The sequence below is a fragment of the Salmonella sp. 32070601201500089SM genome (genome assembly GCF_017573605.1).
GTDB lineage: Bacteria > Pseudomonadota > Gammaproteobacteria > Enterobacterales > Enterobacteriaceae > Salmonella > Salmonella enterica.
The window spans coordinates 1-14,591 of sequence record NZ_JAGETK010000009.1 but is presented as its reverse complement, the minus strand read 5'-3'; the positions used below and the strand labels follow the sequence as shown (position 1 = coordinate 14,591).

The 14,591-nt window shown below is 51.8% G+C and carries 13 protein-coding genes and 2 pseudogenes; 7 read left to right on the top strand and 8 right to left on the bottom strand.

The window, feature by feature from the left end; all coding sequences use genetic code 11:
• Positions 1-5: 5 nt before the first annotated feature.
• The 6 genes and pseudogenes from lpfD to J4728_RS15105 form a co-directional block, all read right to left on the bottom strand.
• Complete coding sequence (gene lpfD / locus J4728_RS15125) at positions 6-1,085, bottom strand: long polar fimbrial protein LpfD (RefSeq protein ID WP_000914255.1); 1,080 nt, start codon at positions 1,083-1,085, stop codon at positions 6-8.
• Between the two features lie 17 nt (positions 1,086-1,102).
• Positions 1,103-3,630 (bottom strand): annotated as a pseudogene (gene lpfC / locus J4728_RS15120) (outer membrane usher protein LpfC).
• Positions 3,631-3,652: 22 nt separating this feature from the next.
• Complete coding sequence (lpfB, locus tag J4728_RS15115; protein WP_001082123.1) at positions 3,653-4,351, bottom strand: long polar fimbrial chaperone LpfB; 699 nt, start codon at positions 4,349-4,351, stop codon at positions 3,653-3,655.
• Positions 4,352-4,435: 84 nt separating this feature from the next.
• Positions 4,436-4,960: a long polar fimbria major subunit LpfA gene (lpfA, locus tag J4728_RS15110; RefSeq protein WP_001519917.1), complete on the bottom strand. Its 525-nt coding sequence runs from the start codon at positions 4,958-4,960 to the stop codon at positions 4,436-4,438.
• A gap of 359 nt (positions 4,961-5,319) precedes the next feature.
• Positions 5,320-5,445 (bottom strand): annotated as a pseudogene (locus J4728_RS24305) (oxalate/formate antiport family MFS transporter); the annotation flags it as partial.
• Positions 5,446-5,477: 32 nt separating this feature from the next.
• Positions 5,478-6,182, bottom strand: a complete 705-nt coding sequence (locus J4728_RS15105; protein WP_208212004.1) for an autotransporter outer membrane beta-barrel domain-containing protein — start codon at positions 6,180-6,182, stop codon at positions 5,478-5,480.
• Positions 6,183-6,338: 156 nt separating this feature from the next.
• Between J4728_RS15105 and tag the strand changes: the two genes are divergently transcribed.
• Together tag and J4728_RS15095 are read left to right on the top strand one after the other, a co-directional pair.
• On the top strand, positions 6,339-6,920 hold the full coding sequence (tag, locus tag J4728_RS15100) for a DNA-3-methyladenine glycosylase I (RefSeq protein ID WP_079971654.1): 582 nt from the start codon (positions 6,339-6,341) through the stop codon (positions 6,918-6,920).
• On the top strand, positions 6,898-7,338 hold the full coding sequence (locus tag J4728_RS15095) for an N-acetyltransferase (RefSeq protein WP_000619902.1): 441 nt from the start codon (positions 6,898-6,900) through the stop codon (positions 7,336-7,338). The genes tag and J4728_RS15095 overlap by 23 nt, the downstream gene beginning before the upstream one ends.
• On the opposite strand, the gene J4728_RS15090 is transcribed toward J4728_RS15095, so the two are convergent.
• Positions 7,307-9,640: a molybdopterin guanine dinucleotide-containing S/N-oxide reductase gene (locus J4728_RS15090; RefSeq protein ID WP_208212002.1), complete on the bottom strand. Its 2,334-nt coding sequence runs from the start codon at positions 9,638-9,640 to the stop codon at positions 7,307-7,309. The genes J4728_RS15095 and J4728_RS15090 overlap by 32 nt on opposite strands.
• A gap of 152 nt (positions 9,641-9,792) precedes the next feature.
• Here J4728_RS15090 and J4728_RS15085 point away from each other — a divergent pair, with 152 nt between their 5' ends.
• Together J4728_RS15085 and ghrB are read left to right on the top strand one after the other, a co-directional pair.
• Positions 9,793-10,455: an OmpA family lipoprotein gene (locus J4728_RS15085; RefSeq protein ID WP_000747548.1), complete on the top strand. Its 663-nt coding sequence runs from the start codon at positions 9,793-9,795 to the stop codon at positions 10,453-10,455.
• A 218-nt stretch (positions 10,456-10,673) separates the two neighbouring features.
• Positions 10,674-11,648, top strand: coding sequence for a glyoxylate/hydroxypyruvate reductase GhrB (gene ghrB / locus J4728_RS15080; protein ID WP_000804688.1), 975 nt, complete (start codon positions 10,674-10,676; stop codon positions 11,646-11,648).
• 49 nt (positions 11,649-11,697) lie between these two features.
• On the opposite strand, the gene J4728_RS15075 is transcribed toward ghrB, so the two are convergent.
• Positions 11,698-12,408: a DUF3053 domain-containing protein gene (locus J4728_RS15075; RefSeq protein WP_000190524.1), complete on the bottom strand. Its 711-nt coding sequence runs from the start codon at positions 12,406-12,408 to the stop codon at positions 11,698-11,700.
• Positions 12,409-12,846: 438 nt separating this feature from the next.
• Between J4728_RS15075 and J4728_RS15070 the strand changes: the two genes are divergently transcribed.
• The 3 genes from J4728_RS15070 to cueP all read left to right on the top strand — a co-directional run bounded on the left by J4728_RS15070 (position 12,847) and on the right by cueP (position 14,351).
• Positions 12,847-13,137, top strand: a complete 291-nt coding sequence (locus J4728_RS15070; protein ID WP_000455790.1) for an HTH-type transcriptional regulator — start codon at positions 12,847-12,849, stop codon at positions 13,135-13,137.
• Between the two features lie 287 nt (positions 13,138-13,424).
• Positions 13,425-13,637, top strand: a complete 213-nt coding sequence (gene cspA, locus J4728_RS15065; protein ID WP_000014594.1) for an RNA chaperone/antiterminator CspA — start codon at positions 13,425-13,427, stop codon at positions 13,635-13,637.
• Between the two features lie 174 nt (positions 13,638-13,811).
• On the top strand, positions 13,812-14,351 hold the full coding sequence (gene cueP, locus J4728_RS15060) for a copper-binding periplasmic metallochaperone CueP (RefSeq protein ID WP_000047147.1): 540 nt from the start codon (positions 13,812-13,814) through the stop codon (positions 14,349-14,351).
• Positions 14,352-14,591: the final 240 nt, after the last annotated feature.

Here is a 14,591-nt window from a genome sequence, read left to right as displayed (position 1 = left end):
CCTGCTTACTCCACATCAATACGCATGGTGGCAATTCCCTCGAAATCCCCGGCGGCCGGCAATTTGCCGGTGGTACTGATGGGGTAAGCCGAAATGGTCGTTGAGGCGGTACGGTGCGTGTCGTCAACAAGACCCGATACGCTCAGCTCCTGATTAACACTGGCGTCATTTGGCACCAAAATTTTACCGTTAGCGCCCTCAATGACGGCACCGATATCCGGGTTGCCCATGTCGATGGCATTCGAATCATTAGCGTTTGGCATTCCCTCAATACGCAGGAAGATCTTTACGCCATCGGAAATATTGGTGCATTTAAACTGCAGCTCTTTGGTGAATTTCGTGGCGTTCTTTGCAACTTGTCCTTTGCGATCTTTAAAATCAGTGGCCTTAAATTCCCCAAACGGAATTTCCAGCGTGCTGCCGCTGGAGAGTTCACAGCCCTGAGGTACCGTAATTGAACCACTGATATATACAGACGACGCAGGTATACTGCCATATACACTGGGTTTCTTTGTCACAAAAAGGTCCATTATTTTGGTGCTAGGTATAATACTTTCACCCACAAACGGATGGAGAATATAGAGCGATAAGTGACCTTTGCCACCGGATGTCCATATTGCATCTTTACTACTTGCATTTTGCGAACACTGAGAGCGGTTGTTTGTCAGGTTACCTACATTCTCAAACGGTGTGTTAACGTATTCTCCTCGTCCCCCCGAAATCAGTACATCGCTCGCAATGGCAATATTATTATTGATCTGGTAATAGGAGCGACTCTCTATATTCGTAACAAAGGCCAGAGGAACCACAGCCTTAAATAAGGTGTCATTTATAAGAGAGGTATCATCAGGGCATTCACAGGACATCGCATAGGTTCCACCTAAATTCCAGCTATCGAAATCTACGAAGGTCGCACCCGTTGTGTTCTTTGACGTATCTGAAACTGTTTTATTTATGGTGGCACTGAAGATATGTGTTCCACCTTCAGGAGTACATGGTCCAAAATCTGCCGCTGCCAGCGCCTGCCCCGAAAACAGCACCGACCCGCCCAACAGACCCGTAAACATTATCAACTTTTTCAACATAATCGTTTCCTTCCCTGTTACCGGCAGACGGCATTCGCCATCACCACGCCGGTATTATCCTGTTGTTCCGGCAGCGTAAACGCCACGCGGCATTGCTGTGCCTGGTCTTTACCCCAGTTCACCTGAAGGGCACCTTTCTCCGGCATCCCGCTGATATAAAGCTGACCGTCTTCACCCACAATGCTGCTGGACTCTTTTGTGGTATCCAGCAGCGTGGCGGTAGCACCAAACGGCACCGCTTTGCCATTGGCCTGCGTCAGATTCATCAGCACGCGATAGCCCACTCGGGTATCGAAGCGGGCACGAACAATCGCGCCGCGTGTCGGCACTACGTTGACGGAGGCGGTATCCAGGTCAACCTGGTTGTTCAGGCTGTCGCTTCGCAGTGAGACTTCCGTTTCACGGTACGGAGTAAGGTAAGGCACGACCGCATTACCCATCCAGTCCACTTCCACACCACCGTTGTTGATCACGTGCGCGCCGCGCGCGCCCGGCGCGGAGATAATGGCCATGGATTCACCCAGCGGTTGAGAAAGAGTGATACCTTCGCTATGGGCTATCACACCGCCGCGCAAACCGTAGTTCACCTGCTGGCCGTCACGGTTGTAGTTGTAACCCAGGCTGGCGCTACCCACGCCGCCCTGGTAATCCAGGTTCACGCTGCCGCTGTTACCCACGCCGTTGCTGCCGTAGCCTTCCTGCACACTATAGTTCAGGTTGTGGTCTTCCAGCGCGGTGCCGCTCACCCCTAACTGCTGGTTGGTTCGGCCATGCTGATCGGTCGTGAGGTGGTAGTTACTCCACACGCGTCCCAGTGGAATCGACATGGAGAATGACAGTAAACGATCGCTCTCATCCCACTCCGGGCTTTTCGTCCAGGTGTAAGCAACGCTGTAGTTCACGCGGCCAATACGGCCGTTATAACCGGCATTCAGCGAACGCTGTTTACCTTCATCGTTCCAGTAGTCCTGCTGCGTGACGTTAAAATAGACCGAGCCCCAGGCGCCCAGTTGCTGCGTCACGTTGCCCTGAATCTGACTACGTTTGTGGTACTGGCTATAAGAGCTGTCCGCATCGCTGCGCACATCCGTCGCTTCCTGGAAGGTGTAATAGCCGCTGGTCGAATACTTGTAACCCAGCAGACGGAAATCTGTACCGCTGTTAAAGCTCTTGGAGTAGAGGAAACGATAAGACTGACCTTCCGAATTCTCCTCATTTGCCAGCTTGCTTTTTGCCTGGGTTACATCGATGGAGATCGCGCCGATATAACCGAAGTTTTTACCTAATCCTCCCGCCAGCGAGTAATAGTCGTCAGAGAAGATCGCACCACCGTAAACGGTAAAGCCATACGGCAGGCCGTACATGGCATCAAGCTGCCCGAATTTCGGCTCGGCGCTGTATAGTTCCCGGCACGGTATTCCCCGGCGGAAAGGCTGTATTTGAGATGGCCTTCACGCTGGAGGAGCGCCACCGAGGAGAACGGCTGAACGAACTTCTGCTCACTGCCGTCCGATTCTTTAATGGTGACCGTCAGGTCGCCGCTGTTTGAGGTTGGATACAGGTCGTTAATTTCAAACGCACCCGGCTGAACAAACGTACGGTAAATAACGTAGTTGTTCTGCTCAACGGTAACTTCGGCGTTACTTTTGGCAATACCCCGGATGACGGGCGCAAACCCGCGCTGGCTGTCAGGCAGCATCTCTTCGTCGGAAGTTAACTGCACACCGCGCATCTGAACGCTGTCAAAAATATCACCGGCGGTGGAGGTATCCCCCAACGTCAGCTGTGATTTCAGCGGCACAATGGCACGGCTTAGAGATGTGCCAATGTTATCCCATGTGTTGTTACCGTCGTTTCGCGTCCAGGTGCTATAGTTACGTAACCGCCATGCCCCCAGGTTCATACCGCTGCGCAGATTCAGATAGTAGCTGTCGCTGTTGTAGCTGGTTTCACTGTCGTGTGCGTCATAGCTGGCGTTGCTGCCGGAAAAGTTATAATCCACCAGCAGGGCATTCACCCCTTCGTCCCACTGCGATTCTGGCACCGTACCGCGCGCTGTCTGCTTCATCGCAGCCTGCGGGAAGCTCATGATCAGGGTCTGGTCTGCAAAGTCGAAATGGCTGGCGGCCTGGGGAATAATGTCGTCAAAAGCAACACAGGCTTCAGGCGGGGCCATTTTCAGCGCCGGGAAGCTATCAATACGCACGCCCATATCTTCAAGCTGCACGCGGCTTAAGCACGGCACCAGGGATTCACCCATTTTTGCGCGCTGCGCCTCTGTCGCTGCCTTAAACTCCAGGGTGCGAGACTCCATTTTTTTTTCGTTGACCACCACCGAGACGCGGTATTTACCTGGCAGGTGTTCAGCTTTATTGGATTCATACATTGAAAGGTCAACGTGCTGATCAATACCCGGCACATCCTCCAGAAAGCGCGGGTTAAATGTTCCCGCATACGCGGGGAGCGTACCCGCTATCATCAGCGCAAGCGCAGACTGCGTGAAACGCGAGGTCTTATTGCCCAGAGGAAGATGCGTCCATGTCATAGTAATAATCCTTTAAAACGTGTTAGTTAACGCGCTGTGTCAACATGTCGCCAGCCGTGCCAAAGTCATTAATAATGTTGTATTTAACTTCGCTTACCTTGCCGGTGCCGGCTGGCAGTTCAATATTCAATGAGCCTTTTGCCGGAACCATTCCCGTTTTTTCAATATCACGGCCGTTGGCATAAAATTTATTAAACGTCAGGTTAAAGGCAGATGGGTTTTCCACTTTGATCTGGTTAGCCCCTGCGCTGGTGAACTGCAGTTTGTTCCAGCCGTCCATGCTATTGCCTTTCAGGCCCGCCGGGCGATAGAACAGTTTTAAGCGGGTACGTACGGCGATCTGCAGTACGTTTTTAGCTTCCGCGTCTTCACTTTTGGCAGGAATAGCTTTTACGTTAATCCAATAAACGGACTCGCGATCCTGCGGTAACGTGTTCGTCGTATTAACAATACGTAAAACGTTATTTTTAGTCGGGCTTAATTTAAATAACGGTGGAGTGATGATAAAGGGCGTCTTTTTATTACCGTTAGCATCATCAATCCATGACTGAATGAGAAATTCATCCGTGGTGCTTTTATTATTTACCGTAAGAGAAGCTTCCTTTCTACTACCGTCATAAATAACACGCGTGCTGCTTAATGCCACGCCTCCGGCAAAACTGTTTTGAGCAATCAACGCCAGCACCAGTGCTGTGCAAGATATCAAACGTGAGCGGTTCATGATTCTCTTCCTGAGCCTCCGCTGGAAAAAATGGCAACGGGATTTCCGTTGCCATTATGATTGTCTGTATTAACGAAAATTCGATTATTCGTAGGACAGGTTGAAGTCCACTTCTGCGTTACCGTAACCAGTGGTTACAGTATCTTTTGTTGCAACGTAGTTAGCGGTGTAGTACAGCACGGTCTGACCAGCAGCCAACGTAGTGGTGGATTTACCGGTGTTCATTTCAACAAGCTTGTTAGCGTTGTCGTAGATACCGATGCCCACGCCAGTTGCCGCACCTGCTTCAGTGTTAACAGAAACCAGTGTCGCATCGTCTGTATCACCAACGCCATTGAAGCTTACGTTAACTTTGGTATTAGAGGTGATGTCACAGTCTTCCAGTTTGATCTGGAAAGGCTTAGAAGAAGACTTGTCGCCAATGGCTTTGAAGATATTTTTCTTAACCTGACCCAGCACAACTTCCTGGTTCTGGGAGTCAGTAGAAACGACGCATGGCGCGTCAACGATTTCACCGGTGAATTTAATGGTGCCGTCACCAGATTCAGCAGCGAAAGCAGAAGTGGAAACTACAGCGAGAGCAGACAGAGCAAAAACAACCTTTTTCATTAAAAACTCCATTTATGACGGTAGATAACAGAACGCATCCTTAGGATTATCTGCATTCTGTGAGGAAATGGAGTGTATAGAGGTGGGTATTGGATACTATAATTAGTATATATAAAAATAATTGTTAGTTAATCTTAAAAAGAATAGAAATCAATATGTTACAAATGCAACGTACATAAATGTAATTTTTTATTAAGAATAAATTAATATAATTAATATATTATTTCTTCCTATTCATAAATAAGTTAAATGTCTTCCTTATTTATTAGACGTTTTTTTAACTACAATTGATTAGGTATTTGTGCTAAATAAAAAAAAGGGCACCAAATGGGTGCGCTGTACGCCTGGTGTTGCATGTGTTACGCAGACGCTTCGCTAACCCCCTCCCACTGCGGCTGGCGAATAGTGGTGGAAAGTGCCAGCGAGATAATTAACAGCGCAAAGATAACGCAGAAGGTTAGCACCCTACTTCCGCCACAAGAGCTGTTATCACTGCGTTTCGATTATAATTTTTAAGTTAAAACCTGGCGCTCACCCCTAGGGTATACAAATAATCGCTATCCGTAGCGCTATTTTCCGCCTGGGAAAACGCCGCATACGCCGCCAGGTGCGGGTTAAGTAACACGTCCGCGCCTACGGTGACATCCAGCCAGTTTCCCGCCTGATTTCCTGCGGTCATACGACTCAACCCGGACTGCGCTTTCCAGATATTCTCCCCAAACTGTTGGTTATAGCTGATTTGCGCCCAGGGACGGACATCGCCGAACTGCGAGTTTACCCGCCAGCCTAACGTACTGACACTGGCGTGCCATAACGGATCGGTAAACGCTAATGTCGTCGCGCTATCGCCATATTCGTTATACATTGATGACGTCGAACCGTCGTAATGCAGCGCCGCGACCGGCCCAGTGGTCACGCGTCGGGAAAGCGGAAAATTCCAGCCCATACTGATACCGCTGGTCGCATCAAGCGGGGTTTCATCCGCCAGGCTAAGCACCGGCACCACTGTATTTTGCGTAGACTGAATACGTTCGGCCAGTATGTCGTTGTAATTCGGTTGGTGATCGCTGTCCCAGGTATAGCGTTCCGTCGTATGCCCCGGAGCCGCTTCAGCGATATATTCTTGTTGCCAGGCATACGTGGTATTGATAAAAAACGAGCAGGCCATAAGGCCCGCCAGACAACGCAATGTCCGGCGACCACGGCGTTTTCTTACAATCATCAACGCGACTCCAGAGTAGAGCCGAATTCGGCGATATTATTGTCATTGAATGAAGGATGTCGGGCATCAGCCCTGTATTAACTATTGTCCTTTTAGCGGGCCCGTCAAGGCGGGTTGAAGGAAATTTTCGCGGTAACCACAATAACGAGGAAGTCTATGCAGCGTTGCGACTGGGTCAGCCAGGACCCCCTTTATATTGCCTATCATGATAACGAGTGGGGCGTACCGGAAACTGACAGCAGAAAGCTGTTTGAAATGATCTGTCTTGAAGGTCAACAGGCCGGTTTATCCTGGATCACCGTGCTTAAAAAGAGGGAGAACTACCGCGCCTGTTTTCATCAGTTTGATCCGGTACGCATCGCAGCTATGCAGGAGGAGGATGTCGAACACCTGCTGCAAAATACGGGCATCATACGACATCGCGGTAAAATTCAGGCCATTATCAGTAACGCCCGCGCCTGGCTTGCGATGGAGCAAAACGGCGAGTCTTTCGCCGATTTTGTCTGGTCATTCGTTGATGGCCAACCGCAGATCACCCAGGCGGCCAGCCTGGATAAGATCCCCACCTCAACACCTGCGTCCGATGCGCTTGCTAAGGCATTGAAAAAACGCGGTTTCAAGTTTGTCGGTACGACTATCTGTTACTCCTTTATGCAGGCGTGCGGACTGGTCAACGACCATATTACCGGCTGTTTTTGCCATCCGGGAGAAAAACATGATTCGCAAATCCCAGAGTGAAGACATGGCGTCTATTCTGGCGCTGTGGATGAAAAGTACCATTTATGCCCATCCCTTTATCGAAGAACGTTACTGGCACGAGAGCGAAGCAATTGTACGCGACGTCTATTTACCCGCCGCGCAAACCTGGGTATGGGAGGAAAATGGACAACTGAAAGGCTTCGTCAGCGTACTGGAAGCCCGTTTTGTCGGGGCGCTGTTTGTCGCCCCCGACGCGTTAAGACACGGCATTGGCAAAGCGCTTCTGGAATATGTCCAGCAACGTTTTCCTCTGCTGAGCCTTGAGGTTTACCAGAAAAATCAATCCGCCGTAAACTTCTACCATGCGCTTGGTTTTCGTATTGAAGATAGCGCCTGGCAGGAGGATACCGCCCACCCCACCTGGATTATGAGTTGGCAGGCGGATCAAACGCCGTAAGCGGTAGCGCCGGGCCGGTATATTTCTCAAACCAGACCAGCGCGGTGTTGCCCGCACAACCGTTCCCCAGCCGGGAACTGGGAAGATCTTTTGTCAGGACGTTTACCGCGCCGTTTTTGCATATGCCGCCTGCGGTAGGTTCAGGGTCCGGCCATGCGCCTTCGTGAATACAGATAACGCCAGGCCGAATTCCGTCGGTAACGACCGCGCCCGCCAGAACCTGCCCGCGATGATTCCAGACGCGTACCGTATCGCCATCGACGATTCCGCGCGTTGTCGCATCCTGCGGATGAATCGTCACCGGTTCGCGTCCGGCCACCGCATACCGCTCCCGTAACGAACTGTAGTTAAGCTGGCTATGCAGACGGTGCGCCGGATGCGCGGAAAGTAGCTGAACCTGCCCCGCATCGGCGTTCCCGTGCCACTCATCCGGCGCCAGCCACATCGGATGACCGGGACAATCCGCGTAACCATAGCTGGCAATGCGCGTAGAATAGATTTCGATTTTGCCGCTGGCCGTTTTTAGCGGATGGTTATCAGGATCGCGGCGAAAATCCGCGAAGCGCACAAACTGAGCGTTGGCGGGATCTTCCGGCATCTCCAGTAAACGGTTAGCCTGCCAGAATGCGGCAAACGGTGGCAGCGTCACCCCCTGGCTAGCGCCACGCTGGGCGGCAATATTGTAGAAGGTCTCCAGCCACGCCAGCTCGCTTTTTCCTTCGGTGAACCGAGCATAACCGCCGGCTTCCCACCGTTCGCTCAGTTCAGCAAAAACGTCAAAATCATTCCGTGCCTCCCACCGGGGCGACACGACCTGTTTCATCGGCGCCAAATGCTGATTGCTATAGTCGCCGGTCATGGTTAAATCGTTACGCTCATAGCTGGTGGTCGCGGGCAGAACGATATCCGCGTGTTTCGCGGCGGCCGTCCAGAAACATTCAGAGATAACGACCAGTTCCGGTTTTTGCCACGCACAAATCAGACGGTTGGTATCCTGATGATGGGTAAAGTTCGCGCCGCCCGCCCACCAGATAAAACGAATATCCGGGAAGCGGCGATCCATCCCATTGTGTTGGTAAAACCCACCGGGGTTTTCCAGCGCCTCGACAATACGCGCCACCGGTATTTTATCTACCGCATCGACCCCGCCAGGGATGCTCCCCTGCATCGACGCTAACACGGCGGCGCGGCGCGTCGGGTTTCCGCCGTTAGCAAAATGATAAGAAAAACCAAACCCACCGCCAGGCGTACCAATTTGCCCCAGCATTGCGGCCAGCGTAACGATCATCCAGTGCTTTTGCTCGCCAAACTGCTGACGCTGCATTCCCCAACCGGCCATCAACATGGTGGTGTTATGATGAAATATTTCCGCCAGCTCGCGGATTTTCACCGCAGAAACGCCGCAAATTTCCGCCGCCCATTCCGCTGTTTTGGCCGTACCGTCGGTCGTGCCCAAAAGATAGTCGGCGAAGCGGTCATAACCTGTTGTGCAGCGGGCAAGGAACGTTTCATCCTGCCAACCGTTTTCCACCAGCGTATGAGCAATCCCCAGCATTAACGCCACATCGGTGCCCATATGTGGGGCGATCCACTCCATCTTATCGCCAAAAAAGTCGACGCTTTCCGAGCGCATCGGATCGATGCAGATCAGGCGTTTGCCGCTTTGTCGCAACGCCGCAAAATAGTCGAGCCCCTGTTCATCCGAGGCGTTCCAGGCAATTTTCAGAGTATTCAGCGGGTTCGCGCTCCAGAGCACCACCACCTCGCTGTGTTCCAGCACCACCGGCCAGCTAGTCTGCTGCTGGTAAACCTCGTTGCCACCCACCACATAAGGCATGATAGCCTGCGCCGCGCCGGTGGAATAATCGCCAAGATGGCCGGTATACCCTCCCGCCAGCGCCATGTAACGCTGCAATAGCGTAGCCGCTTTATGCAATACGCCGTTCGAACGCCAACCGTAGGAGCCGGCGAAGATGGACGATGGCCCATAACTTTCGCGAATACGTTTGTGCTGAGCGTGGATCAGGTCCAGCGCGTCATCCCAACTTACGCGAACAAACTCATCCTGCCCGCGTATGCCTTGCGGCTTATCGGGAGAAGCCAGGAACCCTTTACGCACCATCGGGAAGCGAACCCGCGTTTTGCTGTGTACCTGGTCATGCACAACGGTTTGCAGGGAGTTCTGGTGTGCCGTCGGGAGTTCGCCATACGAGGCAAAAATGCGTTCTCCGTCGGTTTCAACGCGGACTGGCCCCCAGTGTGCGGCGGTCAATACCGAATGACGCGATGGTGCGTGGGTCAAGGTTCGCTCCTGAATTATTGGGATTATTTATTTTGCCGATCAATGTTACTTACAAATTTCAGAGTTTTCCCTGGAATTTTCTTCATGTGCAGACGTCATAATCAACCGCCACGGTCGCTGTGGTAAAAATAAAAAAGTGATAAGGATTTAAGATGAAAAAACGTGTATTTGTGATTGCTGCCATCGTGAGCGGCGCCCTGGCAGTATCTGGCTGCACAACAAACCCTTACACCGGCGAACGCGAAGCAGGTAAATCCGGCATTGGCGCGGGTATTGGATCGCTGGTCGGCGCAGGCATCGGCGCGCTCTCCTCCTCCAAAAAAGATCGCGGTAAAGGCGCGCTGATTGGCGCGGCGGCTGGCGCGGCGCTGGGCGGCGGCGTGGGTTACTACATGGACGTACAGGAAGCGAAACTGCGTGACAAAATGCGGGGCACAGGCGTTAGCGTGACGCGAAGCGGCGATAATATCATTCTGAATATGCCGAATAATGTCACCTTCGACAGCAGCAGCGCGACGCTGAAACCGGCAGGCGCTAACACGCTGACCGGCGTGGCGATGGTGCTGAAAGAGTATCCCAAGACCGCCGTCAATGTGGTGGGCTACACCGACAGTACCGGTAGCCACGATCTGAATATGCGTCTGTCGCAGCAGCGTGCTGACTCCGTCGCCAGTTCGCTGATCACCCAGGGCGTCGACGCCAGCCGTATCCGTACCAGCGGAATGGGTCCGGCGAACCCGATCGCCAGCAACAGTACGGCAGAAGGTAAGGCGCAAAACCGCCGCGTCGAAATTACCTTGAGTCCATTGCAGTAAACTACCGTACCGGGTAAGGCGGCATGCTTTACCCGGCCTGCATTATTCCCTCGCCAGACCGGATACACGTCGCATTATTCAGTATTCATTCACTATTTACCACGACACGGCTGCCGACAGCGGGGAAATCGGCTGGTCGATGATGGCTAAACGGGTTAATAATAAGCCTGTTCCGGTTGGCGCATGCCGCGCTTACCTTTTGATTTACGGAGAGTCGCATGAAGCCGTCCATCATTCTCTACAAAACCCTGCCTGATGATTTGCTGCATCGCCTGGAGGCGCATTTTACCGTCACCCAGGTACCGAACCTGCATCCGGAAACGGTCGCGCGACACGCGCAGGCATTTGCCAGCGCGCAAGGCCTTCTGGGCACCAGCGAAACCGTTAACCGCGCGCTGCTGGAAAAAATGCCGGCGCTACGCGCGGCGTCGACCATCTCGGTGGGATACGATAATGTCGAGGTGGACGCCCTTACTGCCCGCAAAATAGTCCTGATGCACACGCCTGCCGTTTTGACGGAAACCGTTGCCGATACGGTGATGGCGTTGATGCTGGCCACTGCCCGCCGCGTGGTGGACGTCGCAGAACGGGTTAAGGCGGGTGAATGGACGGAAAGCATTGGCCCGGCATGGTTTGGCGTCGATGTGCATCACAAAACACTCGGTATCGTTGGGATGGGGCGTATCGGGATGGCGCTGGCGCAGCGAGCGCACTTTGGGTTTACCATGCCGGTTCTCTATCACGCCCGTCGGCGGCATCAGGAGGCAGAAGACCGGTTTAACGCCCGCTACTGCGATCTGGATACGTTGTTGCAGGAGGCTGATTTTGTCTGCGTGATCCTGCCGCTAACGGCAGAAACGCGACATCTGTTTGGCGCAACACAGTTTGCCAGAATGAAATCGTCCGCCATTTTTATTAATGCCGGACGCGGCCCGGTGGTCGATGAAAACGCGCTGATTGCCGCGCTGCAAAACGGTGAAATATATGCGGCAGGTCTGGATGTCTTTGAGCATGAACCGCTATCTGTGGATTCGCCCCTGCTGAACATGTCTAATGTCGTCGCGGTGCCGCATATTGGCTCGGCAACGCATGAGACGCGCTACAATATGATGGCCTGTGCGGTGGATAATTTGATTGATGCGCTGCAGGGAAAAATAGAGAAGAACTGCGTCAACCCGCAGGCGGCGGGATAACGCTACAGGCCCGATAAGCGCTGGCTTGCGCTTATCGGGCAGACTGTCATTACTGGGTCGCGTTTACCGCCGCCGTCCAGGCCTGATTAAACGCCTGATGCTGCGAGGCCAACGGCCCAATCAGCGCATTATATTGGCTGGCCTGCTGTGAGGTCGGGAACTGAATGCCGTTCGCGACAAAGCTCACCTGTTCGCCCTGTTGCGCAATATAATCGCCCACTTGTACCAACTGCTGCGTAAAGATCTGCGCCGCCGGGATCAGCGGCTGCAAAGCATCTGCCGGCACGGTGACTACTTTTTTGTAGACCTGATCAAACACAGGTTTCAGGTCATCGGCCTGCTTTAACGCGCCATGCGCGGCATCAGCCTGCAGTTTTGCATTCTGCAACTGTTGCGCCAGCACGCCTAACGAACCATTTGCCTGCCGCAGCGGCTCGCGTTGCGTCATATAATCCTGCGGAACGCGGATGGCGTTAACGCTATCGACCACCGGGCGCAGACCGGAATCCATCGCCTGGTTTACCTGCTGCGAGTAGCCATACAGTATCGCGTAATCAGACACGAACGGACCAAACTGTTTTTTCTGATCGGCCGTCAGCGTTGGTAAACGCTCTCCGCTACGCATTGCTGTATTCTGCAGGAAATCGACAAACGCTTTGCGCTGATCGCCTTCTTTATCAAAACACCCGCTCAGGCTAAACACCATTAATAACGCCACAACAGGCGCAAACCAGCGAGAGCAGGACTTACCTGTCGCCATTGTTAATACTCCTTTCACCCAAAAATGCGCACAACGACACCTGCGTGCCTGACGGCTTACAAGGATAGTCCAGGTCAGGCTTGCAGGATACCCTTTCCACGCGATCTTGTAGCGGAAAATTATGTTTATCTGCATCAATGCTTAATTTGTTATTTTATTGTTAATTTTTAACCCGACACTGCGATAAAAAACGCGGCAAGAAAGCTTTCCAGCGGGCGATGTAATATTTTTTTAATCTTTACAATTATTTTCTGAAAGACGGATATATCTTCCTGGATCAAATTGTTAGCGTCCTAAAAGTCGCGTAGCGTAAGGCATCGAAACGAATCGATAGCGCTTCCTGGCGGCGCGTCGCCCCCCACCCGCAAGTTTCCCGACTATTCTTAAGAGGCTTCGATGCATTTCACGATCCCGCTGTGTGATTTACAGGAGTTCTCAATGGAATATAAAGATCCGATGTTTGAGCTGCTGAGCAGCCTGGAACAAATTGTTTTTAAAGATGAAACGCGAAAGATCACCCTGACGCAAAAACCCAATCCTTTTACCGAATTTGAACAGTTACGGAGAGGAACGGGACTAAAAACAGATGAATTCGCCAGAGCGCTGGGCGTAACGGTTGCCATGGTTCAGGAATGGGAATCGAAACGCGAAAAACCCACGCCAGCAGAGCTCAAATTGATGCGCCTGATACAGGCGAACCCACGCTTAAGTAAGCAATTGATGGAGTAATTTTTACCCCTTTCTGTTTTAACGGTCCTGCGTAAGGGCCGTTTCCCCCGCCCGATTACTGGCCTGGAGAAATAAAGTAAAATAAAAGTTGCATCGCCCGGCATTACATGAGTTAATGTGCTCAACGGTTTGACGTACAGACCATTAAAGCAGTTTAGTAAGGCAAGTCCCTTCAAGAGTTATCCATTAGATACCCCTCGTAGTGCGCATTTCCTTAACGCTTAAAAAATCTGTAAAGCACGCCATAACGCCGAAAGGCACACTTATTTTTTAAAAGGTAATACACTATGTCCGGTAAAATGACTGGTATCGTAAAATGGTTCAACGCTGATAAAGGCTTCGGCTTTATTACTCCTGATGACGGTTCTAAAGACGTGTTCGTACACTTCTCCGCTATTCAGAACGATGGTTACAAATCTCTGGACGAAGGTCAGAAAGTTTCCTTCACCATCGAAAGCGGCGCTAAAGGCCCGGCAGCTGGCAACGTAACCAGCCTGTAAGCTTAAAAAGCTCAGAATTTTGAATCCCTGCCTGATGGCGGGGATTTTTTTTATTCCAATTCCCCATCTCCCCCCCAGCATAACTTTGCATTACTTTACCCTGCGTCCCTTTGACCTTTCCCTTAGGGGAACCCCTATAGTAGACAAGGAGATTGTTCACAAGGAATTGAAGTTATGTCGAAATCATCATGGTTATTACTTTTGGGTTTATGCGCCAGCGGCTCCGCGCTTGCGGCATCCTCAGAATCCGCTTTTCTGGCGCAACATGGGCTGGCGGGAAAAACGGTTGAGCAGATCGTGGATACGATTGATCAGACGCCGCAGAGCCGTCCTTTGCCTTACTCCGCGTCGATTACCAGTACCGAACTCAAATTATCTGACGGGGAGCAGATTTATACGCTGCCGTTAGGCGACAAATTCTATCTCTCTTTTGCGCCCTATGAATGGCGGACACACCCCTGTTTTAACCACAGCCTTTCCGGCTGTCAGGGAGAAATGCCGAATAAACCGTTCACTGTAAAAGTGACAGACAGTAAAGGCGCTGTCATCGTACAAAAAGAGATGCAAAGCTATCGAAACGGATTTATCGGTGTTTGGCTACCGCGCAATATGGAAGGGACGCTGGAAGTAAGCTACAACGGTAAAACGGCGTCACATGCCATTGCCACCAAAGATGACAGCCAGACCTGTCTGACGGAATTACCATTACGTTAAAAAATGCCCGATAACATAATGGGTTATCGGGCCTATAAAACGCCAACAAGATAAAATTAACAGAGTGCCTTGAGAATGCATAACGCCACAAGAATGGCGGAGGTGGGCTCACTTTGAATCGCCACAGGTTTAACAGACACCTCAGAGTCATTTAAGATGACTTAAAGAGAGGTGCCCATGAGCGGTAAGCGTTATCCCGAAGAGTTTAAAATTGAAGCGGTCAAACAGGTTGTTGATCGT

Bases quoted from the DNA above. Each gene is read 5' to 3' on its own strand.
- lpfD (WP_000914255.1), bottom strand. From the start codon at position 1,085: ATGTTGAAAAAGTTGATAATGTTTACGGGTCTGTTGGGCGGGTCGGTG.
- cspA (WP_000014594.1), top strand. From the start codon at position 13,425: ATGTCCGGTAAAATGACTGGTATCGTAAAATGGTTCAACGCTGATAAA.
- lpfB (WP_001082123.1), bottom strand. From the start codon at position 4,351: ATGAACCGCTCACGTTTGATATCTTGCACAGCACTGGTGCTGGCGTTG.
- ghrB (WP_000804688.1), top strand. From the start codon at position 10,674: ATGAAGCCGTCCATCATTCTCTACAAAACCCTGCCTGATGATTTGCTG.
- J4728_RS15095 (WP_000619902.1), top strand. From the start codon at position 6,898: ATGATTCGCAAATCCCAGAGTGAAGACATGGCGTCTATTCTGGCGCTG.
- lpfA (WP_001519917.1), bottom strand. From the start codon at position 4,960: ATGAAAAAGGTTGTTTTTGCTCTGTCTGCTCTCGCTGTAGTTTCCACT.
- tag (WP_079971654.1), top strand. From the start codon at position 6,339: ATGCAGCGTTGCGACTGGGTCAGCCAGGACCCCCTTTATATTGCCTAT.
- J4728_RS15070 (WP_000455790.1), top strand. From the start codon at position 12,847: ATGGAATATAAAGATCCGATGTTTGAGCTGCTGAGCAGCCTGGAACAA.
- J4728_RS15105 (WP_208212004.1), bottom strand. From the start codon at position 6,182: ATGATTGTAAGAAAACGCCGTGGTCGCCGGACATTGCGTTGTCTGGCG.
- cueP (WP_000047147.1), top strand. From the start codon at position 13,812: ATGTCGAAATCATCATGGTTATTACTTTTGGGTTTATGCGCCAGCGGC.
- J4728_RS15085 (WP_000747548.1), top strand. From the start codon at position 9,793: ATGAAAAAACGTGTATTTGTGATTGCTGCCATCGTGAGCGGCGCCCTG.
- J4728_RS15075 (WP_000190524.1), bottom strand. From the start codon at position 12,408: ATGGCGACAGGTAAGTCCTGCTCTCGCTGGTTTGCGCCTGTTGTGGCG.